The sequence below is a fragment of the Arcobacter siniprincipis (SeqCode) genome (assembly GCF_048571125.1).
GTDB lineage: Bacteria > Campylobacterota > Campylobacteria > Campylobacterales > Arcobacteraceae > Arcobacter > Arcobacter siniprincipis.
Genome location: NZ_CP182343.1, coordinates 339,266 through 365,165 on the forward strand (window position 1 = coordinate 339,266; position 25,900 = coordinate 365,165).

Sequence of the window (25,900 nt, forward strand, 5' to 3'; positions counted from 1 at the left end):
TTTTAGAGTATAACCTTATTCTTGATATTTTCTATTTAACTTATAAAGATAACCTTGAGTTTAAAATTACAAAAAAATCAGGTAAAATTAAGTTATGAAAAAAATATCAAATAAATTAAAAGAATTCTTTTTTATATTTTTATTATTCTCCTTTATATTAGCTTTTGTAAATATTATTGTAGAAAAATTCTTTTTTTTAGATAATGTTCAAAAAATAGCTATGGGAGTTGCTTTAAACAAAGTAAAAGAGAGAGAACACACTTTACAGGAATTTTTAAATGAATCAAAACATTTAATAATATTTCTTAGAAAAATAAAAGCCTTCAATGATTTTTTGGAAAATAGCAATTCAAAAAATGAAGTAGAAGAGATATTTTTAAAATATATTCAAAGCCACAAAAGGTTTATGCAAGTTCGATATATTGATAAAAATGGTTTAGAAAGAATAAGAGTACAAAGAGATAAGCAGAACAGTATTTCTTATAAAGTTTCAAATGAAAAACTCCAAAATAAAGCCAATAGAGATTATTTTATTACTTCAAAAACAAAACCTTTGGAAGAAGTCTGGTTTCCAAAGATTGATCTAAATATAGAAAATAATGAAATTGAAATTCCATTTAATCCCACTCTAAGAGTAATTTTACCTGTAAAATATAAAAATAAATTTGATGGTATTATAATTATAAACTATTTTTTTAACGAATTTCTAAATGATTTTATGAATACTTCCTTATATGATATGATTCTTTTTGATGGAAAAGGCTTTCCTTTAGTACATTATGAAAAAGATAAAAGTTGGGGTTTTTATAGTTCTGGGATGTATAATATTTCACAAGAGTACCCAAAAGATTATAAAAGAATTTTAGGCAATGAAATCATTGTAACTAACACTTATGTTTCAAAAAAGATAGAGACATCTATGTCTGATAATTTATTCTTAGTATTAAAATTAAAACAAAAGTATATAGAAGAACAAAATAAAAATTTAGCATATAAATATACTATTATTTCTACTTCTATAGCTATTCTTACATTTCTTTTAACATTAATTTTAATTAAATTATTTGGGGATAGATTATTTAATCTAAAAGAAATCTCACAACTTAATAATAATTTACAAACAGTATCAAATATTGCAAAGGTAGGCTTTTGGGAAGTTGATTGGAAAACAAATAAAATTACTTTTAGTGATGAACTTTATAATATCTTTGAAATAGAAGATAAAAGTACTGTTATTACTTTAGAAAAACTTTTTACATATTTTCCTACAAATATGTTAAACGAATATAAACAGGAGATAGAAAATTCTATAAATGAAAAAAGGGAATACTTTATCACTCAATCAATTATTACCGAAAAGGGTAATATAAAATATCTTCAAAGAAGAGGTAAACACTATTTTAATCATAACTCAGAGCTTATAAAATCTGTTGGAAGTAGTTATGATATAACAGAACAATATTTATCTGAAAAAAAGTATAAAGATTTGTTAGATTATGCATCAGATGGTATTCATATTTTAGATAAAGAAGGAAATATTGTAGAATTTAGTCAATCTTTTGCCAAAATACTTGGATATACGAATGAAGAGATGTGGGAATTAAATATTGTAGATTGGGATATCTTTATTTTAGAAGTAGAGGTAAAAAATAGAATAAAAGAGCTAATAGATTTTCCAAGTTCTTTTGAAGCAAAACATAAAAGAAAAGATGGCTCGATTATTGATGTTCAAATCAATGCAAAAGGAATAGAAATAAATGGAGAAGAATACCTTTATGCTTCCCAAAGGGATATAACAAAACAAAAAAAACTAGAAAAAGAGATTCTTAGTGAGAAAGATTTTATTTCAACTATTATTGATAATGCAAATGCAATTATTGCAGTAATTGATAATACTGGAAGAATGATTAAGATAAATAAATATGCCCAAGATTTTGTAGGATATACAGAAGAAGAAATAAGCAGTGAGCCATATTTTTGGTCAAGATTTCTACCAAAAGAAAAAGAACAAAATGTTTTAGAAATAGTAAAAAAAGCAAATAAAGGTGAGATAGTAAAAAACTTTAAAAATAGTTGGATTTCTAAAGATGGCGAAGAAAAAGTATTTGAATGGTCAAATATGCTTGTTCAAAAAGCTGATGGAAGCATGGATTATATTGCTACTATAGGAATAGATGTCACAGAAAATAACAAATTATTGGAAGAATTAAAAGGCGCTAAAAAAAATGCAGAAAAAGCCAATGTAGTAAAATCTGAATTTTTGGCAAATATGTCACATGAAATAAGAACTCCTATAAGTGGAGTAACTGGGCTTATATCTCTTATATTAGATATGCCATTAGAACCACTGCAAAGAGATTATTTAAAGAAAGCAAAAAGATCTTCAAATGCCTTGTTGAGTATTATTAATGATATTTTAGATTATTCAAAAATTGAAGCTGGAAAATTAGATATCATTGAGCAAGATTTTAGTTTAGAAGAAATTTTTAAAAATATTTCCAATCTTTTTGGATATGAAACATATAAAAAACAACTAGAATTTACTTTTGTATTAGATGGAGATATCCCTTCTTTAATAATTGGGGATTCTCTTCGATTAACACAAATATTAAATAATCTTGTGGGAAATGCTATAAAGTTTACTGAAAATGGATATATTGCATTAAAAAGTGAAATAAAAGAGATAAATGAAGATGAGGTTATTTTAAAATTTTGTATTGAAGATACGGGCATTGGGATAAGTAAAGAAGGTCAAAAAAAGCTTTTTAATACCTTTGAACAACTTGATACTTCAAATAAAAGAAAATATAGTGGCTCAGGATTAGGACTTTCTATTACTAAACAATTAATTGAACTTATGCATGGAAAGATTTGGGTTGAAAGTGAAGAAAGCATTGGTAGTAAGTTTTATTTTGAGATAAAGTTTAAATATATCAAGAAGTTTTACAAAAAGAAGAAAAATAAAGCTGTCAATAATGACAAATTTTTGATTATTGATGATAATAAAATAGAAAGTGAGTATATAAAAAACATATTAAATTCTTGGAAATTAGACTCTATTATTGAGTCTAATGAAGTAAATGCTTTAGAAATAATCAATAAACAAAAAATAGATTGTTTGATTATTAATTGGAATACTTCAACTACAAGTCGATTGATATTTTTAGAAAAATTAAAAAATATCAAGAAAGAAATAGATTATATTGTTTTGGTGACACCATATAATAAAAAGCTTATTTTAGATCTTTTTGAAAAACAAGAATTTAAAGTTACAAAATTACTGGAAAAACCTTTTACTCCATCAACTTTGCATAATACAATTTTTGATAAAAATAATAAAGATCTTACAAATAAAGAAGTATCAACACAAATTATATTAGTAAATAAAAAAAGAGCTTTATTGGTTGAAGATAATGAGACTAATCAAATCGTTTCAAAAGCAATTTTAGAAAAATTGGGGTTTATTATAGATATTGCAAATGATGGAGAAGAGGCTATAAAAAGTGCTAAAGATTTTTCTTATGATATTATCTTTATGGACTTGCAAATGCCAAATATTGATGGCTTTGAAGCCACACAAAGAATTAGAGAGTTTGACAAAAAAATACCTATTATTGCATTAAGTGCAGCTGTAATGCAAAAGGATAAGATGTTAACTAAAGAAGCTGGTATGAATGCTCATATCCCTAAACCAATCGTAGAAGAAGAATTAGAACGTGTAGTAACAGAATTTTTTGAAGTAACTTATAAAGAGACACATATAAAAAAGATACATGATAATAAGTTAGATAAGATATATGGAATAAATTTTAGAAAATTGATGGAGATATTGTCATTTGATGATAAAGAGGCTTTGTCTTTAATAAAAAAATATTACAAAAACTACAGTAATATAGAATCACAACTTGAAATCTTTAGTCTAAAAAGTGATGATTTTAATAGCTTTATTCATAAACTAAAAGGTGTAAGTGGAAATATACAAGCAGTGAAAGTTTATGATATTTGTTTTGAAATAGAAAAAGTAAGTGATGTAACAAAAGTATCTGAATTGATAAGTAACTTAAAAAATGAAATGAAAAAAATATTTGAATCTATAGAATTCAATGTCTTAAAAAAGAAAAATGAAGATAAATTAAATCATAATAATAAACAGATTGATAAAATGATAGAAGAGTTAATAAACGATGTCAACGAGGATAATTTTATTAAAAACTCGATAGTAGAAGAACTAATTAATTCTCTAAGAGATAAGATAGAAGAGAATCTATTAGAAAAAGTTGATAATAGTTTTTCTAATTATGAATATGAAAATTTGATAGAAGATTTAAAAAGTATTCAAAATATACTCAAGAAAGGCTAAAGATGGAAAAATTAACTATTTTAGTTGTAGATGATGAATCTATAAATATTCAAATAATATCTGAAATATTAACTGATGTGTATAATATAAAAATCGCTAAAAATGGGAAAAGTGGATATGAAGCCTATGAGAAGTATTCTCCTGCTTTAATAATCTCAGACATAAATATGCCTATTATGAATGGAATTGAAATGGTTTCAAAGATTAGACAAAAAGATCAAAATACAAAAGTGATATTTACAACATCCCATTCAGACTTAGATTATTTACTTCAATCAAGTTCATTAAAACTTACAAAATATATTTTAAAGCCAATAAAAAGAGAAGAGTTACTTGAAGCTGTAAATATAGCAGTTGAAGAGTTACAAAAATATAAAATAGTTTCAAGTCATATTTTACAGTTAAATAAAGAGTATGTCTGGCATTTTAAAACCTTAAATTTAATGAAATCAGATCAAGCTATCTCCTTAACACCAACGGAGAGAAAAATATTAAATTACCTTTTTTCAAATGTTGGCTCTATGGTTACTTATGATGATATTCTTTATGAAGCCTGGGAAGATTATGACATGCCAAGCAAACAAACACTAAAAACAATGATAACAAATCTTAGAAAAAAAATCCCCGAAAATATAATTCACAATATTTATGGCATAGGCTATAAAATCTTGACTACTCCTTGACTATCTAATTTTATACTTTCATTATAACTTGTATTTCCTATGAGAAATACAAATTCTTAAAATAAGGATTTATAATGAAAAAGTATGTAATTAGTCTACTTGTAAGTGGGATTTTATTAGCAGCAAATGCTAGCGAAAATGGTGAAGCAAAAACTTCTAGTGAAACACATAAGAAACATGAATCTCATGCATCTTGGAGTTATGTAGGTAATAATGGTCCTAAATTTTGGGGGACAATTAATTCTTCTTTTCAAACTTGTGAAAATGGAGAAAGACAATCTCCTATAAATATAGCAAAAGAAGCAACTGTTGCTACAAACTCTTTAGGAAATCTTTTCTTTGATTATAAAGATACAGATATTAGTATAGTAAATAATGGACATACTATCCAAGTAAATTCTGATAATCAAAGTTCTGCACTGTTTCAAGGTAAAAAATTCAAACTTTTACAATTTCATTTTCACTCAAAAAGTGAACATACTGTAAATGGAGAATATTATCCCTTGGAATTACACTTGGTTCATCAAGCAGAAGATGGTGAGTTGGGAGTTGTGGGAGTATTCTTTAAACTAGGTGATTATAATAGTTCATTACAAAAAGTATTAAAATTTATGCCTAAAGATGCTGGAGCTAAAAATGCGAGTGATAAGTTTAGTATTAATCCAAATGATTTTTTACCAAAAGATAGAGGTTATTATCATTATTTAGGTTCTCTTACAACACCTCCTTGTACACAAATCGTAGAATGGTATGTGATGAAAAATCCAATAACTTTATCACAAAAACAATTGGAACAATTTCAAAATTTATATAATGGAAATTTTAGACCAACTTATCCTCTTAATAAGAGAATAGTATTAGAAAAGTAAGGAAAAACAATGATTAACAATATGAAAATAAAAATAAAAATCTTTTTACTATTAGCAATAACATTAACTTCTTTATTAATAGTATCAGTAAGTTCATATGTTGGAATAAGTGCTGTAGGGCATGAAATTGAAGAGTTGGCAGAATCTCATATTCCATTAAATAGAGTAATTACAAATATTGAAGCTGGTATTTTAAAAGAAGAGGTTTTAACTTATGAGTTAATAATTGCTGCTGAAGATGTATTTAGTGAAAAGTTTCAAGAGGTCAAAGTAAGAATTGAGAAAATTGAAAAAACTTCAGAAAAAAATATAAAAGAGTGTGAAGAAATAGCATCAAAGGCTATAAATAAAAGTAGTGATGATGAAATCAAAAAAAGATATGAAGAGTTTTTAAAAGAGTGTATAGAACTTGAAAAAAGACAAAAAATGTTTGAAATCGGTATATCAAAATTAGTGCATGACTTAGAATCTGGAAATATTCAGGATATAGAAAAAGAGAAAGAAGAGCTTCATGAGTTGCTTTTAGGTTTAGATAAATTTGTAATAAATTTGACAAAACAAATTCAAGATTTAGTTAAAAAAGCAACAGCAAAAGCTAAAGATGATGAACATAGTGTAACTCTAACAATAGAGATAATCTCTATTTTAGCATTTATTATTTCGATTACATTTGGAATTTATTTAGCAAATAATATTAAAAATATGATAAACACTTTTCAAATTGGTTTATTAGGATTTTTTTCTTATCTTAACCGTGAAACTGCTGAGGTAAAACCTATAGCAATAAGCTCAAATGATGAAATAGGTCTTATGTCAAAAGTAGTAAATGAGAATATCATTAGAACAAGAGATTTATTAGAAGAAGATAGAGAACTAATTGATGAAGTTAAAAAAATAGTTACAAAAGTAAATAGTGGGATATTTAAACAAGAGATAACAAAAAATACATCAAATGAGAGTTTAAATGAATTGAAATCTCTTTTAAATGAGATGTTAAAAGTTTTGACGGCTAATGTTTCTGAAGATTTAAATAAGATTCAAGTAGCTCTTGATCACTACCAACAGTTAGACTTTAGACATAGAATTGAAGGTTGTAGTGGAAAAACAAGTGTAGGATTGACAAAATTAGCAGAAATAATTAATACAATGTTAGTAGAAAATAAGAAATCAGGAGTTTCATTAAATATTTCTGCACAAGCCCTATTAGGTAATATTACAACATTAAATAGTTCTTCAAATCAAGCTGCAGCTTCACTAGAAGAAACAGCTGCTGCTTTAGAAGAGATTACAAGTACAATAGTTAGTAATACCGAAAATGTAGTTAAGATGTCAAACTATGCAAATGAGTTGTCAGTTTCTGCAAATGAGGGTCAATCATTGGCTACTCAAACAACAACATCGATGGATGAGATTAATGCACAAGTAAGTGCAATAAATGAGGCAATTAGTGTAATTGATCAAATTGCTTTTCAAACAAATATTCTTTCATTAAATGCAGCAGTAGAAGCAGCAACTGCAGGAGAATCAGGAAAAGGATTTGCAGTAGTTGCTGGAGAAGTGAGAAATCTAGCATCAAGAAGTGCAGAAGCTGCTAAAGAGATAAAACTTTTAGTTGAAAATGCTACTATAAAAGCATCTGAGGGTAAAGAAATAGCTACAAGAATGATAAATGGATACTCTGGACTTAATGATAATGTTGATAAAACATTAGCTATTATAAAAGATATCGAATTAGCATCAAAAGAGCAACAAACTGGAATAGTACAAATAAATGATGCAGTAAATCAGCTTGACCAACAAACTCAAGCAAATGCAAGTGCCGCAGCAGAAGCGCAAGAAGTTGCAAATAATACATCAACAATTGCTAACAAAATAATTGAAGATGCCAATGAAAAAGAGTTCATTGGAAAAGAAGACATCTAAAAATACAATAAATAAGAGAGTTTTTACTTCTCTTATTTATCTTAAAACTTTCTAGAAACACCTATTACAAGTATCTTATAAATCCTTTTTTGTTACAATCTTAAAAATAAATAAACAAATGAGATAAAAGATGAAACAAAAACTTATTAGAAAGTGTCTTTTTCCAGCTGCTGGATATGGGACTAGATTTTTACCTGCTACAAAAGCAACACCTAAAGAGATGTTACCAATACTTACTAAACCACTTATTCAATATGGAGTAGAAGAAGCAATTGCTGCTGGCATGGATACCATGGCAATAGTAACAGGACGAGGTAAAAGAGCTATAGAAGATCATTTTGATATTTCTTATGAGTTAGAACATCAAATAAAAGGTACAAGCAAAGAACACTACTTAACTGAAATAAGAAGTGTAATAGAAAAGTGTACATTTTCATATACAAGACAAATAGAGATGAAAGGTTTAGGTCATGCTATTTTAACAGGTGGGGAAACTTTAATAGGCAATGAACCTTTTGCTGTAATACTTGCAGATGATTTATGTGACCATGAAGGAAGTGGAGTTTTAGCGCAAATGGTAGAGCTTTATGAAAAGTACAAATGCTCAATCGTAGCCATTGAAGAAGTGCCAAGAGATGAAACATATAAGTATGGAGTAATAGAGGGTAAAGAGATAGAAGATGGTATTTTTATGATAAGCAATATGGTAGAAAAACCAGATCCTAAAGATGCTCCATCAAATCTTGCAATTATTGGAAGATATATTTTAACACCTGATATTTATGAAATAATAAAAAATACAAAACCAGGTAAAAATGGAGAACTTCAAATCACTGATTCTCTTATGATACAAGCAAAAGAGAATATGGTAATAGGATATAAGTTCAAAGGTAAAAGGTTTGATTGTGGAAGTATTGATGGTTTTGTAGAAGCTACAAATCATTTTTATAATAAAGCGAAATAAGATGAAATATAATAAAAACTTTTATCAAATAAAATCAAATAAAGAAATATTTGAAAAAATAGAAAAAGAGAAGGGTTATATAGGCTATTATAATCTTCCATATCAAGATACAAGTGAAATAAAAGAGTTTGCAAAAACGGTAACTCAAAAAGACATAGTTGTTGTAGGTATTGGTGGAAGTTCTTTAGGAACTTTTGCTATTCATAAGTTTTTACAACATAAAGAAAATGATAAAAAACTTCACTTTTTAGAATCTACAGACCCTCTAGATTTACAAAGAAGAATTAGTAAAATAAATCTAAATGATGCACTTTTTATAATAATAAGTAAGTCAGGAACAACAGTTGAAACAGTTAGTATTTTAAAATACTTACACACACTTATAAATATAGATTCTAAAAATACCATATGCATAACAGAAAATGATAGTAAGCTAAAAACTTTTGCAAACTCTAGGGATATTAAAACTTTTGAAATCCCAAAAGATGTGGGTGGTAGGTTTTCTGTATTTTCAACTGTAGGACTTGTACCATTAGCAATTATGGGTTTAGATATAGATGAGTTATTAAGTGGTTGTAAAGAAGTAAGTGATAGCTTTTTTTCTAAAGATGAATATTATTCTTTACTTATGGAAAAAGCTAGATTCTTAGTTGAAAATAAAAATAGATTTAATATAAATGTTGTATTTTCTTATTCCCTTTTACTTGAGGGTTTTAATAAATGGTATGTTCAACTTTGGGGAGAGAGTTTAGGAAAGATAAATATAAATGGAACAAAACAAGCCTTAACACCTATTGGATTAGTAGGACCGATTGACCAACACTCTTTTTTACAACTAATAGTTGAGGGTAAAAGGGATAAGACGGTTACCTTTATAAAAATAGAAGATTTTCAAGATGAGATGACCATTCCTGATTTATCTTTGGAGGGGTTGGAAGAGTTAGATTATTTAAATGATATTAAATTTAAAGATTTGATAAACAAACAAGCTGATGCAACAATTGAAGCAATAGGAACATTAGATGATATCCCTTGTGATGTGATAACTATCCAATCACAAGATGAATTTAATATAGGAAAACTAATGTTCTCTTATGAGTTATTAACTTCAATTGTAGGAAAATTTGTACAGATAAATACCTATGATCAACCAGGTGTAGAAACAGGTAAAATCATTCTAAAAGAAAAACTAAAATAAAGTGAATTCTCTTATTACAAATGGGTCTAATAGTAATTTTTATACCCATTTAACAAAACTTTTAAGAACATGTAAAAGCTACTATTTCTCTGTAGCTTTTATAAACTTCTCAGGGGTGCAACTTTTACTTGATAGTTTGGAGTTTTGTCAAAAGAATGCAATTAAGGGCAAAATCCTAACTTCCACATATTTAAACTTCACCCAACCAAAAGCCTTAAAAAAACTACTTGAATATGAAGATATTGAGCTTAAAATCTATGATACAAGTCATTTTCAAAAAGGTTTTCACACTAAAGCATATATCTTTGAGTTTGAAGATGATTATAAGATACTTCTTGGCTCTTCAAATATAACAGCAAGTGCTTTTAAAAGCAATGTGGAATGGAATATAAAAACTATCTCAAAAAAAGATGATATTTTTACAAATGAGGTATTAAATGAATTTGATACTCTGTTTAACCAAAGTTTTGAAGTGAATGATTCATTTATAAGTGAGTATGAAACTTTTTATTTTAAAAACCAAATAGAAGAGTTCACATATAAAAGTAGTTTTACACAAAATAGCATGCAAGAAGAGGCTTTATATAATTTACAACACCTAAGAGATAAGAGACAAACAAAAGCCTTAGTGCTTGCAGCAACTGGTACAGGGAAAACTTATCTTGCAGCTTTTGATGTAAAAGCATATGAGGCTAAAAGAGTTTTATTTATAGTTCATCGGGAAAATATTTTAATAAAAGCAAAAGATAGTTTTGAGAAGATTATTCCAAACAAAACTATGGGTCTATATACGGGAAATAAAAAAGAGCTTGATAAAGAGTACCTTTTTACTACTATTCAAACGCTCAGTTCAAATTATGAAAACTTTTTAAAAGATGACTTTGATTATATAATAGTTGATGAAGCTCATCATATCACAAGTCCTAGCTATGAAAAAATTTGTGATTACTTTGAGCCTAAATTTTTATTAGGACTTACAGCTACTCCAAATAGAAGTGATGAGGGAAATATTTATGAAGTCTTTGATGAAAATATCGCTTGTGATATAAGGCTTAGTGATGCTTTGGAGCATAGTTTAATCTCACCTTTTCATTATTATGGAATATGCGATATTGAATCAATTGATTATGAAAATATTGATATTTTAAATATATCACAGTTATCTAAAGCTTTGATGGTAAATAAAAGGGTCGATTATATTATTGAAAAGATGGATTTTTATTCCTTTGATGGTAAGAAAAGAAAAGCTTTAGCTTTTTGTGCTTCAAAAGAGCATGCAAACTTTATGGCTGAAGAGTTTAGCAAAAAAGGAATCATGTCTATTGCCTTAACAAGTGGTGACTCCATAGAAAAAAGAGAAGAGTATATAAAAAACTTAGAAGATGATAATCATGACTTAGAAGTGATTTGTAGCGTGGATATTTTTAATGAAGGAATTGATATTCCCTCAATCAATAGTGTACTTTTTTTGCGACCAACAAACTCTTCAATAGTCTTTGTGCAACAACTTGGTCGAGGTTTACGAAAACATAAAAACAAAGAGTTCGTGACTATTTTAGATTTTATTGGTAATCACAATAGAGCCTATATGGTAGCCTTTGGATTATTAGGTGATAAGATTATAGATAAAGAGAGTTTGAAAATTGCACTTTCAAATGATTTTGCAAATATTGCTCATGCTTTTATTAGCATGGATGAGATATCTAAAAAAAGAGTATTGGAACAAATTGAAAAAGAGAATTTCTATTCGATGAGGTATTTAAAACAAAAATATTATGAATTTAAATCTTTGCTTTCAAATAAAATTCCTATGCTTGAAGATTATATTGCTTTTAGTGGCCACATTACTCCACTTGATTTTATTTCCGAGTCAAAATCATATATCGAGTTTTTACAAAAAGTTGAAGATAAAGATGAGATAAAAGCTTTATGCCAAGATGAAAATTTTATAAAAGCAATAAGATTTTGTGAGTTTTTATTACCCATAAAAAGAGTTTATGAGTTTGTTATTTTGAAGTATTTATTGACTCATAAATCCTGTGATGAAAAACAGATTTTTGATTTACTAAATAAAGAGTTAGATTTTGTTTGTAAAGATACAATAAAACACTCTTTTAGATATCTAAATCAAGAGTTCTTTGATAAGTTACAAGTGCAAAGATATCTAAAACTTGTAGATTTAAAAGATGAAAAACTTTTTATTACAAAAGAGTTTGAAAAGATATTAGAAAAAAAAGAAGCAAAAGTTTTCCTAGAACATAGTTTAAATTATGGAATTATAACTTACAAACAAACTTTCAAAGAAAAGAATTATGGTTTACCATTTTTAAAACTTCATGAAAATTACAACATGCTAAATATAGCTTTAGTATGTAATCTTGACAAAATACATACTTCCTTTAGAGGAAGTGGTTTTCTAAAGCATAAGGACGATTTCTTTTTGTTTATAACCCTACAAAAAGATAAGATATCAAAGTCATCAAAATATAAAAACAATTTTTTAAGTAAAAACTTAATCACTTATGTAAGTAAACCAAATATGAGTAGTGATAAAAGTGATGGATTAAGGCTAACTCAAAATATAAAATACAAAACAAGGTTACATCTGTTTGTAAGAAAGATCTCCCATGAAGATAAAAAGGTTCAACCCTTTATTTATCTGGGACGTTGTAATAGTAAATCTTATGATGGTAATAAACCTATAAATATAACTTTAGAGCTTGAAAGAGAAGTTCAAAATGGACTTTATGAAGAGTTTACAAAGGTTTTAGAAGAGTAGATTATACTCTTCTAAATAAAACTATTTTAATAAGTGCTCATACTTTTTATCAGTAAGTAGTTTTAGAAATGCCACAAGTGCATCAACTTTTCTATCAGTTAATTTTTGTGCTTTTAATTCTTCTTTCGCAATAGTTTCTTCAACTTCTGGATCAGCCCATTTTTTACCAGTTTCTGGATTTATTGTTCGTTCTTGATTATTATATTTATCATAAAACTCAATAACAGTTCTTAAATCTTTAAATACACCATTATGCATATATGGACCTGTAACTGCCACATTTCTTAGTGTTGGAACTTTAAATTTCCCTTTTTGATTTACATCTGTAACTGTTGGATTTGCCAATAATCCTTCATCAGCACTTTTTGTACCACTTTTTTTATTTAAAGCATGATTTACAGGTACTCCAATATTGTGATATTGAAAGTTTGTAAATGTCTCACCTTCTTTATCTTCACCTTTTAAAACATGACAAGTTGAACAAGAGTTATTATTATTTGAGAAAAATAGAGCTTTCCCTAAATCTTCAAGTGGAGTTAAGTCATATTCATCTCTTAAATATCTATCATATTTAGAATCAAATGGTGAAAATTCTGTTGTTCTTTCAAAACTTGCGATACTTTTTGTCAAAGCCACAAAAGCTTTTTTAGGATCTTTGAATATGTCTTTTCCATAAATATCTTTGAAAGCACTTACATAATATGGATTTTCTAGTACTCTTTTCATAACCTCATTTTCATTTGGCATTTCCATTTCTACTGGATTTAAAGGTGGTCCTCCTGCTTGGTCTTCTAAAGTACTAGCTCTCCCATCCCAAAATTGTCCACCAACATAAGCTTTTTCTTTTTTGTCATAATGAAAGCTTGGTGTTTGATTCGCATATGATGCTGTTGGTGCATTTCTTCCACCAACTGATTTACCATTATCTCCCAATGATGCCATATTTGAAACACCATTTCCTCTATGGTCACTAAATCCCATATCAGGATTGTGACATGTTGCACAAGACATAGTTTTATTTTTTGATAGGTTTTTATCAAAAAATAGGCTTTTACCTAAGGTTTCTTGTGGGGTTAATTCACTACTGTACATGCTTACAAAAAGTAAACTTGCAATTAAAATCGATTTTGTCATAATTGTCTCCTATTAAATAAGTTTCTGAAAGGAAAAAATAAAATACCTCTAATAGTTGTGTATTCTTTCATTTGTTCTTTTCTAAGTCCGAATTTTAAAACTTTTACATCTTTTGAGAGTTTTAAACTTCCAAACATATAATCCCAAATAGCCAAATATCCTCCATAGTTTTTATCAAAGTGTTTATTACTATGGTGTATTTGGTGCTGCTTTGGGGAAATAAATATTTTTTCTAAATATTTACCATATGAGATTGGTACATGTGTATGTCTTAAGTTTGACCCTAAAAGGGAAAAAATAACAATAAATACATTTGCACCAAATATCATATAAATATCAATCATAGCTCCAAAAAAATATACAAATATACCAGTTACAAAACCAACACTTAAACTATATCTTAGTCCAAAAAGTATATTTTCAACTGGATGAACTCTGTAAAAAGTAAGTGGGTTTAGAACTTTTGCACTATGATGAACTTTGTGAAATTCCCATAAGAATTTTACTTCATGTAAAAGTCTATGTAATATATACCTTGTAAAGTCACTACAAACAAAAAGAGCTAAGGTATATAAAAGTAGGGTTTCTTTATATGAAAAAAAAGTGTTTTGAACCATTCCAAAATTTAGATATAAAAATCTTGAAACAGCAAAAGCCACTGATTTTGCACTTAAAATAAATGGTATTAATAAAAAAACATTTATAAAGTATCCCAAAAAAAAGTAAGAGTAATCAAGTTTTGCACTTGGATGTAACCATAACTTTGATGACAATATTACTTTATTACTTTTTTTTGTATAGATAAAATATATAAATGTTATTAAAATCGATGAAATAATATAAACCCAAAAGATTCTTTTATTTGGGTTTATAAGATATCCAAATACCATTAAATCGTTCAACTTAGTCTCCATCAGCCTCTAAAATTTTAGCTGTGATACTAAGTTGTTCAATCAAAGATAAAAAGTAAGATACATGAAGTTCATTTACTGCATCATACAAATCTTTTGAATTATTTTTTGCGCTTTTAAGAGCTTTGTTTAATAAAGCTTGTGCTTCTATAGTCTCTTTTTTTGCTCCATTTTCTTTCGCCATATTTGCAAAATTGTAATATTTTTGTTCACCTATAATCTCTTCATTTGCTTCTAATATAGCTACAATTGCTGCATTTGTATTATTACTTAAAATATACTCTTTTTCTTTATGGGGAACCTTTATTCTCCACTCTTTTAGTTTATAAGTACTAGCAATTAAAGTATTCATAACTAAACTATTTTCCCATAGGTCATCTTTTTTAGTTCTAGTTAAATAACCCTCATAAACTTCTTTTATATCATCTAACTTAGAGATAATAGAATCAACAATAACATCTGCTATTGCTTTTTCTCTTTTTGTAATTGTTTTATCATTAAATAAAACATACTCTAAAGCATTTACCGTTTTAAATGAGTTTTTAAAAAGTGCAATTTGTGGTTCATCTTTTGAGTCAATAACTCTTTGCATTTGAACACTAAGATCTTCTTTTAGATTATGAAATACATCAATATATCTTGGAGTATCAATATAATTATCATCAATATCTCCTGCAAAATAAAATGCTTCAACTTTTTTCCATGATTTTATGAAAGTAGTAAAGTTTTGTGCAGAATAATCTTTTTTTAGAATTTGTGCATTTTTTATAGTATTGTCAACATTTACTATTGAAACATTTTTTAAAATAGAATCAAGCATAGTATCTTTTGCAAATAATGACATGAAACTTATAATAAGTATCAAAAATATTTTTTTCATTATAATCCTTTTAGAAACTCAATTAAAAGTTTCTTTTCTTTTTTATTTAAAGCAACATAATTTTCTTTTGCCTTTGTTGCTTCTCCTCCATGCCATAAAATAGCCTCTTGAAATGTATTCGCTCGTCCATCATGTAATAATCTATAAGCTTTTTTTTCAACAGTATATCCCCACAATGGAGTTGTTCTAAATTCATTTTTTGAAGCTTGAAACTCACTTCTTCCATCACTTAAACCCTCTCCCATATCATGTAATAAAAGATCCGAAAAAGTATAAATATCTGTACCGTCATTTGCTTTTAATGAGGGCACATGACAAGAAGTACATCCAATCTTAGAAAATACTTCTATACCTTTTTCAAAGTTTTTACTTTTTGTTGGAGTATAAGTTGGAAGATTTTCTAAATAATAAGTAATTGCATCTAATCTTTCATCTGTAATATCTATCTCATCTCTAGCTTTTGGAGCTTTTAAACAAGCAGTTTGAGATTTAGTACAATTCTCACCTTTTAAAAGACTTGTTGTCAATCCCATATCATTAAATGCTGCATTTGCTATTTGTTCTTTTACAAAAGCAACACTTGCTTTATATGTAAATCTCCCTAACTCTTCTTTTTTTGTAATTTTTGAATAAACATAATTTGCTCTTCCACTTATTCCATCATGATTTGAATCATTTTCATCCACATTTGCAAGAATTGATTTTTCATCTATTTTTGAAAGCAAACCCATTCCATAAAGCGTTGGAGCAATTTTGTATGATATATTTGTTGAATTAGTAAGATGACCATAATTTAGATTTTTTAAAGTATATTTTGGTTTATAAATATAGTGTTCTTTATTGTCAAAAAAAAGTTTTATTTTCTCAAAGTCAATATTTACATTTGCTTCATATGGAACACCTTGTACCCCACTTATAGATATTTGAGCACCATAAATTGGATCAGGAATAAAACCATCTCTTTTTAAAATATTTTTATGCAATTTTGAATTATCTGAGTCAATTGAAAGTTTTGGAATTAAAGACTTTGAAGCTTCATTTTTTTTATTGTATAAAACACCTCTTGCAGTGTTTGGGTGACATGCTATGCAAGCATTTGCATTAAACAAAGGTCCAAGACCATCCCTTGCAGTTGTGGCACTAGGTGCCTCAACCCAAGGAATAGTAAAAAAACTTCTTCCTAATATATATTTATCATAATCTTCATTATTCATCTCTTGTTGAGTTGAATATAGAGTTGTTGTAAATAATAGTAAAAATGCTAAGAGATTAAAGTTTAGTTTCATCTGCGTCTGTTACATCATCTTTTGTTAAGCTTATTCCATTTGCACTAGCAACATCAACCATAGTATCACCAAGTTTTCTCATTTCATTTTTAAGTTTTACAATCACTTTTGACATAGGACTTGTTGGTCTTATTTGATAATCAAAATGTTCTTTTGTTTTTGCAGTTTCGTCTACTAAGGCAATTTTTTCTTCAATTGATTTCATAAGTTTTTCAATTTTTGCTTTAGAATCTCCATCCACTTTATCTAAAAGAGATGGGCCATATTTTTTCCCATTATAAGTTGAAGTTAAAATGTTTTTGAAACCTTGATAATTCATAGCGATATCTCTATGCGTATTATCAGAGAAACAAGAATGCTCATCTTCTTCAGATGGTGTTAATACAGCAACTGCAATTCTTTCATTTGCTAATTCTGATTTCATAAATACACCCATACCTGCAATGATTTGTTTTAAAGCATCATTTTGAGAGATGTTTTTTGATGCATTATCACCTTTTAATTGATCTAAAATAGCAGCTCTATATAATCCTTTAGTTCCATCAACATTTTTTGCCCAAGCAGAAGTTACAACTTCTAAGTCACTTACTATTTTTTGTGAAGCAGCTTTTAAATACTCTAATCTTCTTGGAGCATCTCCATCACTTGTAAAATCACTTAATGGTCTTTGACCTGCAGTCATTGGGCCATTTGTAATTGAATCTTTTAAGAAATTTGAATAATCTTGATCTTGTCCCCATAATAAAAATTCTACAGCATGGTATCCACTTGCAACATTTGCCTCTCCACCATCTTCATTTAATTCTGAAATAGCATTAGCAGTAATTTTTGTTACATCAACTGGTTTTGCATCTTCTCCTCCTGGATTAAATACTCCAACAGTATCAATAATATTACCTGCGGTTTTTTTACCATTTGCATCAATTGTATAATCAATCATATTTTCATCTAATGGCCAAGCATTAATTTGTCCTTCTAAGGCATCATAACTTTTTGCAACCCATCCATCTTCTGCATCAATTGGACCATTTGATAATCTAAATGCTTCAGTTTGACCATAACTTTCTCTTGAAGTTAACCAAGCATTTTTTGCATTTTGTAAACTTTCTTCTGTAGGATTAGAAGCAAATTTATCAATTGCTGTTACCAAAGCTTTTGCATCATTTAATGCATCTGTATAATTATCAATTGCAATATTAGCATAAGCTTCTAATATTGTTTTTGATTTAACAACTTCTTGTTTAGTGCCAGTATTTGATTCCGTAACGCAACCAGTTAGTGCAATTGCAGTTACAACTGAAAGTGAGATTAGTAGTTTTTTTGTGTTATTCATATTTTATTTTCCTTTTAAAATGCGTAAGTTACGCTTGGTTTAGATTTTATTATAATTGTTATACCATCATAATCAACATAAGTCAGATGTCAGAGAAAAGCGCAATATCTCATGATTCTGTATCTTTTTCATTTATTCCTTTCTTTAGATTAAGCAAGCAACTCTTTTGCAAATAAATGTGCTTTAGTTGAATCAATATTCTTATGTTTCATATTCAAAACTTTAACTATTGAACATACCATTCTTGAACTCTTTTCAAGACCAGATTCTCTAAGTACTTTTCTAATTTCTCTTTTCAAAAGTAAATCAGACATGAATTAATCCTTTATGATAATAATTCTCATAATCCTACAAAAAGAAAACTTAATTTATGATAAAATGATAATTATTATCATTAAAATTTAAGATATTTTATGTTTTTTTTGCTAAAAGGTAGAATATCTTATAATATTAATAATGATTATCCAAATTGATTATGTTAATAAACTATTAATTAATTATTTATATAATACAAATAAAAAAAGGTAACTTTTGTATAAACTAATTATTATGCTAGTTCTCTGTTCATTACTTAATGCAAATGAATTAGAAGTGTTAAAAGATAGCAAAAAAGTACTAAGACAAACAGAAAAGAAGATAATACAAAAGAACTATGAATCTTCAAAAAATGATTGGATAGCTCCAATTACTATTAGCTCAGGATTAAACAGAAGTCATTCTTTTAATTCTGAAAGTGATAGTTTAACAAAAAGTGTTTCAATTGGATTTTCTCAATCAATATATAAATCAGGAGGAATAGAGTTTACAATCAAGAATGCAAAAGATGTGCTAAACTCTGATCTAATAGCTTGGGAGATTGAAAATAAAGCAATTTTAGAGACAATTTACGAGACTTTATTAGAAATTAAAAAAGTAAAACTGCAAATTGAACAAAGTGAATACTCTTTAAAAAATAAAGAAATAGAGTTAATCTTAAAAAAAATTCAATATGAAGCTGGAAATGCAGATATTACAGAATTAAATGATGCAATTATGTCAAAAAATACTCAATACAAAGAGAATATATCTTTAATAAATTCACTAAAAGACAAAGAATATGAATTGTCTAAATATACAAATTTAAAATATAACCAAATAGATTTGATTGACTTTAAAATAATAGACAAAAATAAATTTTTGAAAAATAATTTGAATATTAAATATGAAAATTCTAAAGTGAAAGTTTTAGATAGTTCTTATAAAAAGTTAAAGAGCTCGTATCTTCCTCAACTTTCAGTGGGAACAAATTATTCATATTCAAGAAATGAAAATCTTCAAAGTGATACGCAATCAACTTCAAAAAATGGTTCTATTTCTTTGAATTTATCTATGCCTATTTATGATATAAATAAATCTAGTACAGTAGAAAAATCAAGATTAGAACTTCTTAAACAAAAAATTGCACTTAATGATATAAAAGATGAAACTTTGTATGAGTATGAACAAATATTAACTCAAATAGATACTTATGAACAACAAAGTAAAATTATAAAAGAAAATTTAAATTTATATGATGAATTAATAAATGCTAATCGGAATTCAAATGAATCAGGAATGAGTTCTGATTATGATTTAGAGATATTGGAAAATACAAAAAAAATTAATGAATATGATTTGACAATAAATAATATTGATATAAAACTTCAATATTCTAAATTATATTTTAAAACAAAGGTATAAAAAGATGAATGAAACTTTACAAAATGATTTAGATAAATATAAAAGTAAAAAAGGAAAGAAAAGTAATCTTTTTATAGGAATATTTTTATTATTGATTATTGTTGGACTTTGTTTTTATTTTTTTATGTTTAATCAAAATGAACAAAAAGAGTTTCATTATGATACTTCCAAAATCAAAAAAGGTGATTTAGAAGTAGTAGTTTCAGCTACAGGAAATTTAAAACCAACAAATAGTGTAGATATTGGAATTGAAGTTTCAGGAACAATAAAAGATATATATGTAGATTTTAATGATGAAGTTAAAGTAGGGCAAATATTAGCAAAACTTGATACTACAAAATTACAATCACAAGTAGATAGTTCAAAAGCATCATTAACTATTGCAAAAGCAAATTTAAAAGAAAATGAAGTAAATGTAAAAAGTAAAAAATTAACTTATACTAGAACATTAAGAATGTATGAACAGTCAGGTGGAAAATATCCTTCTCAAAATATACTTGATGAATCAAAATTTGATTATGAAAGTGCTCTTTCAAGCTTTGATTCAATGGAAGCAAAAGTAAAACAAGCAGAGTTTAATCTAAAAACTGATGAACAAAATCTTGATAAAGCAGTTGTAAAATCATCTATTAATGGAATAGTTTTAAATAGAGCAGTAGAAGTAGGACAAACAGTTGCTGCATCTATGTCAACACCTGTATTATTCACTTTAGCAAAAGATTTATCAAAAATGGATTTAGTAGTAAGTATAGATGAAGCAGATGTTGCAGATATAAAAAAAGGGCTAAATGTCACCTTTACAGTTGATGCTTATCCAAAAGAGACATTTAAAGGAAAGATAAAACAAGTAAGACTAAATCCTGTAGAAGTAAATGGGGTAGTTACATATGAAACTGTAGTTTTAGTAGACAATGAAAAACTATTTTTAAGACCAGGAATGACTGCTAGTGCAGAGATTATTACAAAAGAATCAAAAGATAAATTACTTGTACCAAATAGTGCTTTAAGATTTAAGCCTACTTTGATAAATAAAGATAACAAAAATGGGGCTGGAATAGTTGGTCCTAAAAGACCAATGGTAAAAAGAGAAGCAAAAAGTGTAGGGAAAATAGAATTTGGGAATGTTTGGATATTAAAAGACAATAAACCACAAAGAATAAGAATAAAAATTTTGGATACAAACGGTACGGTTACAAGTGTTGAATCAAAAGACTTAAAAGTAGATGATGAAGTAATTATTTCTCAAAGTAGTGATGATGAATGATAATGAAGTAGTAATTGAGTTTAAAAATATAGTTAAGACCTATGGAAAAGGGGAAGCTATAACTCATGCCTTAAATGGTATAGATTTTTCTATAAGAAGAGGAGAATTCATATCTATAATGGGAGCAAGTGGAAGTGGTAAATCAACTTCTATGAATATAATAGGCTGCTTAGATTCTCCAAGTAGTGGAGAGTATTTATTTAATAACATAAATGTAGAAAAACTAAATAGAAACCAATTAGCAGTAATAAGAAAGAATTATATTGGTTTTGTTTTTCAAGGCTTCAATCTTTTAGGTAGAACAAGCGCTTTAGAAAATGTGGAATTACCATTAATTTATAGAAAGGTTCCAACAAAACAAAGAAAAATCTTAGCAATGGAAGCTTTAAAAAAAGTTGGTTTAGAAAGTGTTGCAAATAATGCACCTTCTCAACTTTCAGGTGGACAACAACAGCGTGTTGCAATTGCAAGAGCATTAGTAACCGATCCTTTAATACTTTTAGCAGATGAGCCAACTGGAAATTTAGACAGTATAAAAAGTGTTGAAATATTGAATTTATTAAAACAGTTAAATGAAGAGTTAAATATCACAATTATTATGATAACCCATGAAGAGGAGATGGCAGCTTATTCAAATAGAATAATTTATTTTAGAGATGGACATATCGATGATAGTTTGAAAAAAGGATTTAAATAATGTTATTTAAAGCCTTTTTAATTGCCATAAAAGAGATAAGAAGAAATATCTTACGCTCTATTTTAACAGTTTTGGGAATAGTAATTGGAGTTGCTTCTGTTATAGGAATGGTTATGCTAGGTGATGGAACAACCGCTAGTGTAAAAGAAAATATTGAAAAACTTGGAACAAATATGTTAATCCTTCGTGTTGGACAAGAAAGAAGAGGAGGGCCTAGAACTGATAACAGTGCAAAAGCTTTCAAGATTGATGATGTTACTGCAATAAAGAATCAAATTGATAATATGAAAGCAGTAGCACCTGATAATAGTACAGGAGTCAATTTAATCTATTTAAATAAGAGTTATACCTCAAGTGTTGTTGGTACAAACAATGATTATTTTGTAATAAAAGATTGGAAACTAAAAGAGGGAAGATATTTTGATGAAAGTGAATTAAATAGTGGAAAATCATCTTGTATTTTAGGTACCACAATTGTCAAACAACTATTTGGAAGTGAAAATCCAGTGGGAGCTAAAATAAGACTAAAAAACTTTTCCTGTAATGTCATTGGAGTATTAGAGTCAAAGGGAGCTTCAACTTTTGGACAAGATCAAGATGAGATAGTAGTTGTTCCTTTACGAATGTTACAAAGAAAGATTCAAGGAAATAAAGATGTAAAATCTATAATTATTTCTGTAAATTCAAATAAAAACATCAAAAAAGCCAAAAAAGATATTACACTTTTGATGCAAGATAGAAGAAGTATAAAAGTAGGGGAAAGTGATAACTTCTATATAAGGGATATGGAAGATTTACTTTCTTCTATGACTTCTACAACACAAATGTTAACTTATTTATTAGGTTCAATCGCAGCAATTAGTTTACTTGTGGGAGGTATTGGTATTATGAATATTATGCTTGTATCTGTAACTGAGAGAACAAAAGAGATAGGAATAAGACTTGCTATTGGTGCAATGGAGAGTGAAGTTTTGCTTCAATTCTTAGTTGAAGCTATAGTTTTATCTACACTTGGTGGAATTATTGGAATAATATTAGGTATTAGTATAGGTTATATTGGTGTTTCATCTTTTGATTTACCCTTTATAATAAACGAAAAAATAATTTTAATAGCATTTTTCTTTTCTACTCTTATAGGTGTTATTTTTGGATATTTTCCTGCAAGAAAAGCTGCAAGACTTAACCCAATTGATGCATTAAGATATGAATAGATTATAATTATAATAACGATTATCAATTTTAATTGAAACTTAAGCTTCTCTTTGTTAATATCCCATTAACTTTTAGTTAACCTCATTAACTCTGTGTTAACTAAATGAAAATGGAGTATTAGCATGAATGGAAACAAAGATAGAAAGATTGAATCAAAAGAGATATTTCAAAAAGAAAACTCTATTCAAATCATCCATGATGGACAAGCTTATTATCTAAAAATAACAAAATCAAATAAACTAATACTTACCAAATAAACAAAGTCTAGCCAGCAAAAGTAATTTTTCTACATATAGCCAGCCAAAAAATCAAATCAAATCTTTTTAAATAGTCAAATTATTTTCTATTTAAAACTTTTATTTCTTGGAGGAAATGAGTGGAAAAATATATCGTAAGTAAAAAACATAAAACTACAAACTATTTAGGTGCTTCAGTTGTAACAGCTAGTGTATTATTATCAAGTCCAGTTATTCTAAATGCGGATACAACTATGTCGAATCCTACAGTTTTACCCATAAATGTAGTAGAGACAAAAGAAAAAGAACAAAACTATACAAATAGTTATAAAGTAAATAAATCTTCTTCATCAAAAATCACACAAGATTTAATTGATACTCCCCAAACAATTTCTGTAGTAACTGAAAAAGTATTAAAAGAACAACAAGCAACAACTCTACAAGAAGCTTTGAGAAATACTCCTGGTATTACTTTAAACTTAGGTGAAAATGGTAATACAAATGAAAAAAATAATATCATGATGAGAGGTTTTGATACTCAATCAAGTATTTATAAAGATGGAGTAAGAGATAGTTCAAACTCTGTAAAAGATATGTATAATACAGAAGCTGTAGAGATTACAAAAGGTGCAGTTGGAGCTGATAATGGAAGAGGTGTTTCATCTGGATATATAAATCAAGTAACAAAATCACCTAAAAATAAAGATGCTGCTGAGGTTAGTCTGGGTTATAGTACAGGTGAAAATGGAAGGGTAACAGCTGATTTAAATAAAAAATTAAATGAAACAACTGGTTTAAGAATAAATTTACTAAAACATAAAGGCGATGTAGCAGGAAGAGATGTTGTAGAGATAGATAGAACAGGAATAGCTGCTTCATTGGGGTTTGGAATAGGAACAAACACTAGAACTACAATCAATTATGAAAGATTTAAGCAAGATGATATCCCTGATGCAGGAGTACCTACTATTGGGCTTAATAGTGTACCTTATTTTGCATTAGAAGCTGCAGGTATAAGTCCTAAAAAAGCTGATAGAGAAGACTTTTATGGTAGTAAATCTGATTTTGAAAAAGCTACTTCAGATACATTTGGTTTATTATTTGAACATGATTTCTCTGATTCTACAACAATAAGTAATATTACGAAATATTCAAAAACGAAACAAAGAATGATAACAAGAGGATTAGCCTCTGCTGATGTAACAGATGTAAATAATCCTAATTCTTGGACTGTTAATAGGTTTTCTAATCAAAAGTGGGAAGAAAATGAAATAATTGTAAATAAAACAAATCTTTCGTCAAGCTTTGAAACAGGGAGTATTTCACATAGTTTGAGTACAGGATTAGAGTTTATAAAAGAGAAAAAGACATCAAAATCTTATAAAAATGTAGGAGCTATGTCAGCTGCAAATTTGTATAATCCAAATCCAAGTGATTCACTTACAGGAAGAGATTTATCATTTACTCCTAAAAATCTTAAAGTTGAGGTTGAAACTGCAGGTGTATATTTATTTGATTCTATTTCCTTAACTGATAAATTTATGTTTATAGGGGGAGGAAGACTTGATAAATATAAATTAAAAGAATCAGGTATTAACAGCTCAGGAGGAAGAAGAGGAACTCCTGTTACATATGGTCCTGTTGATGAAGAAGATAAAGGTACTTTAAAAAGTTGGAAATTAGGTTTTGTTTATAAACCACTAGAAAATGGAAGTATATATATATCACATGCAACTTCACAATTGCAACCAGGTGGAAAAACATTAACTTTATCTACAGGAGATACAAGTTTAGATAATCCAAATAAAGACCCAGAAGAGTCAACAACAACTGAATTAGGTACAAAGTGGGATTTCTTAGATAATAGATTATCTTTAACAGCGGCTATTTATAGAACTTTAGCAAAAAATCAAATAACTGAAGAAGATGATGGAACATATACACAAGAAGGTGAAAAAGAGGTAAAAGGTATCGAAATTGGAATTGTTGGTCAAGTTACTGATAAATTTTCAATTAGTGCAGGGTTTGCTAAAGATAAAACAAAATCTAAAGCAAAAGGTAGAAGTGATGATGGTGCAGCTTTAAGATTTACACCTGATTGGAGTGCAACTTTATGGAGTACTTATAACTTTACGCCAGCCTTTACTGTTGGGTTAGGTGCCACATATATGGGTGAACAAAAAGTTTCATCATCAAAATCAGGACAAGATACTCCTGTAAATGGAAGAATGACAGTAATAGAAGACTTCTTAGTATTTGATGCTATGGCTTCATATAAAATAGATAAACATTCATCTTTGCAGTTAAATGTTTACAACATTGCAGATGAAGAGTATGTCGCAAATACCAATAAAGATGGATTTAGATATACACCAGGAGCTGCAAGGTCAGCTTTATTAACTTATAGTTATAAATTTTAATCAAAATTAGTCCCCCTTTTTGGGACTAGTTT

19 protein-coding genes are annotated in these 25,900 nt (G+C 27.7%); 13 read left to right on the forward strand and 6 right to left on the reverse strand.

What is annotated here, in order from left to right; all coding sequences use genetic code 11:
* Nucleotides 1–94 precede the first annotated feature (94 nt).
* The 7 genes from ACNI3D_RS01850 to ACNI3D_RS01880 all read left to right on the forward strand — a co-directional run bounded on the left by ACNI3D_RS01850 (nt 95) and on the right by ACNI3D_RS01880 (nt 12,776).
* Nucleotides 95–4,360 (forward strand): PAS domain S-box protein, encoded by a 4,266-nt coding sequence (locus ACNI3D_RS01850; protein ID WP_419768038.1) that lies wholly within the window; start codon nt 95–97, stop codon nt 4,358–4,360.
* 2 nt (nt 4,361–4,362) lie between these two features.
* A complete protein-coding gene (locus ACNI3D_RS01855; protein WP_419768039.1) occupies nt 4,363–5,043 on the forward strand; it encodes a response regulator transcription factor in 681 nt (226 codons plus the stop codon).
* Nucleotides 5,044–5,117: 74 nt separating this feature from the next.
* Nucleotides 5,118–5,912 carry a carbonic anhydrase gene (locus ACNI3D_RS01860; protein ID WP_419768040.1) on the forward strand — a complete coding sequence of 265 codons (795 nt, stop codon included), beginning with the start codon at nt 5,118–5,120 and terminating at the stop codon, nt 5,910–5,912.
* 9 nt (nt 5,913–5,921) lie between these two features.
* A complete protein-coding gene (locus ACNI3D_RS01865) occupies nt 5,922–7,835 on the forward strand; it encodes a methyl-accepting chemotaxis protein (protein ID WP_419768041.1) in 1,914 nt (637 codons plus the stop codon).
* A 130-nt stretch (nt 7,836–7,965) separates the two neighbouring features.
* Nucleotides 7,966–8,799, forward strand: a complete 834-nt coding sequence (gene galU / locus ACNI3D_RS01870) for a UTP--glucose-1-phosphate uridylyltransferase GalU (protein ID WP_129100962.1) — start codon at nt 7,966–7,968, stop codon at nt 8,797–8,799.
* Between the two features lies 1 nt (nt 8,800).
* Nucleotides 8,801–9,997 carry a glucose-6-phosphate isomerase gene (locus tag ACNI3D_RS01875; RefSeq protein ID WP_419768042.1) on the forward strand — a complete coding sequence of 399 codons (1,197 nt, stop codon included), beginning with the start codon at nt 8,801–8,803 and terminating at the stop codon, nt 9,995–9,997.
* Nucleotide 9,998: 1 nt separating this feature from the next.
* Nucleotides 9,999–12,776 (forward strand): DEAD/DEAH box helicase, encoded by a 2,778-nt coding sequence (locus tag ACNI3D_RS01880; protein WP_419768043.1) that lies wholly within the window; start codon nt 9,999–10,001, stop codon nt 12,774–12,776.
* A 21-nt stretch (nt 12,777–12,797) separates the two neighbouring features.
* Here the strand turns inward: ACNI3D_RS01880 and ACNI3D_RS01885 are convergent, their stop codons facing one another.
* The 6 genes from ACNI3D_RS01885 to ACNI3D_RS01910 all read right to left on the reverse strand — a co-directional run bounded on the left by ACNI3D_RS01885 (nt 12,798) and on the right by ACNI3D_RS01910 (nt 18,634).
* Nucleotides 12,798–13,910 (reverse strand): cytochrome-c peroxidase, encoded by a 1,113-nt coding sequence (locus ACNI3D_RS01885; protein ID WP_419768044.1) that lies wholly within the window; start codon nt 13,908–13,910, stop codon nt 12,798–12,800.
* A complete protein-coding gene (locus tag ACNI3D_RS01890; protein WP_419768045.1) occupies nt 13,907–14,812 on the reverse strand; it encodes a sterol desaturase family protein in 906 nt (301 codons plus the stop codon). Before ACNI3D_RS01890 ends, ACNI3D_RS01885 begins: the two co-directional genes overlap by 4 nt.
* Before the next feature lies 1 nt (nt 14,813).
* Nucleotides 14,814–15,701 carry an imelysin family protein gene (locus ACNI3D_RS01895; RefSeq protein WP_419768046.1) on the reverse strand — a complete coding sequence of 296 codons (888 nt, stop codon included), beginning with the start codon at nt 15,699–15,701 and terminating at the stop codon, nt 14,814–14,816.
* Nucleotides 15,701–16,987, reverse strand: a complete 1,287-nt coding sequence (locus ACNI3D_RS01900) for a di-heme oxidoredictase family protein (RefSeq protein WP_419768047.1) — start codon at nt 16,985–16,987, stop codon at nt 15,701–15,703. Before ACNI3D_RS01900 ends, ACNI3D_RS01895 begins: the two co-directional genes overlap by 1 nt.
* On the reverse strand, nt 16,971–18,320 hold the full coding sequence (locus tag ACNI3D_RS01905) for an imelysin family protein (RefSeq protein ID WP_419768048.1): 1,350 nt from the start codon (nt 18,318–18,320) through the stop codon (nt 16,971–16,973). The genes ACNI3D_RS01900 and ACNI3D_RS01905 overlap by 17 nt, the downstream gene beginning before the upstream one ends.
* 149 nt (nt 18,321–18,469) lie before the next feature.
* Nucleotides 18,470–18,634, reverse strand: coding sequence for a hypothetical protein (locus ACNI3D_RS01910; protein ID WP_164969764.1), 165 nt, complete (start codon nt 18,632–18,634; stop codon nt 18,470–18,472).
* A gap of 217 nt (nt 18,635–18,851) precedes the next feature.
* Between ACNI3D_RS01910 and ACNI3D_RS01915 the strand changes: the two genes are divergently transcribed.
* From ACNI3D_RS01915 to ACNI3D_RS01940, 6 genes are all read left to right on the forward strand, one after another.
* The gene (locus ACNI3D_RS01915) at nt 18,852–20,039 is read left to right on the forward strand and encodes a TolC family protein (RefSeq protein WP_419768049.1); all 1,188 of its coding nucleotides are present in this window, start codon (nt 18,852–18,854) and stop codon (nt 20,037–20,039) included.
* Nucleotides 20,040–20,043: 4 nt separating this feature from the next.
* Nucleotides 20,044–21,303: an efflux RND transporter periplasmic adaptor subunit gene (locus tag ACNI3D_RS01920; protein ID WP_419768050.1), complete on the forward strand. Its 1,260-nt coding sequence runs from the start codon at nt 20,044–20,046 to the stop codon at nt 21,301–21,303.
* On the forward strand, nt 21,296–22,000 hold the full coding sequence (locus ACNI3D_RS01925) for an ABC transporter ATP-binding protein (RefSeq protein ID WP_258238675.1): 705 nt from the start codon (nt 21,296–21,298) through the stop codon (nt 21,998–22,000). Before ACNI3D_RS01920 ends, ACNI3D_RS01925 begins: the two co-directional genes overlap by 8 nt.
* A complete protein-coding gene (locus ACNI3D_RS01930; protein WP_419768051.1) occupies nt 22,000–23,211 on the forward strand; it encodes an ABC transporter permease in 1,212 nt (403 codons plus the stop codon). The genes ACNI3D_RS01925 and ACNI3D_RS01930 overlap by 1 nt, the downstream gene beginning before the upstream one ends.
* 123 nt (nt 23,212–23,334) lie before the next feature.
* Nucleotides 23,335–23,469 carry a hemin uptake protein HemP gene (hemP, locus tag ACNI3D_RS01935; protein ID WP_419768052.1) on the forward strand — a complete coding sequence of 45 codons (135 nt, stop codon included), beginning with the start codon at nt 23,335–23,337 and terminating at the stop codon, nt 23,467–23,469.
* A 119-nt stretch (nt 23,470–23,588) separates the two neighbouring features.
* Nucleotides 23,589–25,868 (forward strand): catecholate siderophore receptor Fiu, encoded by a 2,280-nt coding sequence (locus ACNI3D_RS01940; protein ID WP_419768053.1) that lies wholly within the window; start codon nt 23,589–23,591, stop codon nt 25,866–25,868.
* Nucleotides 25,869–25,900: the final 32 nt, after the last annotated feature.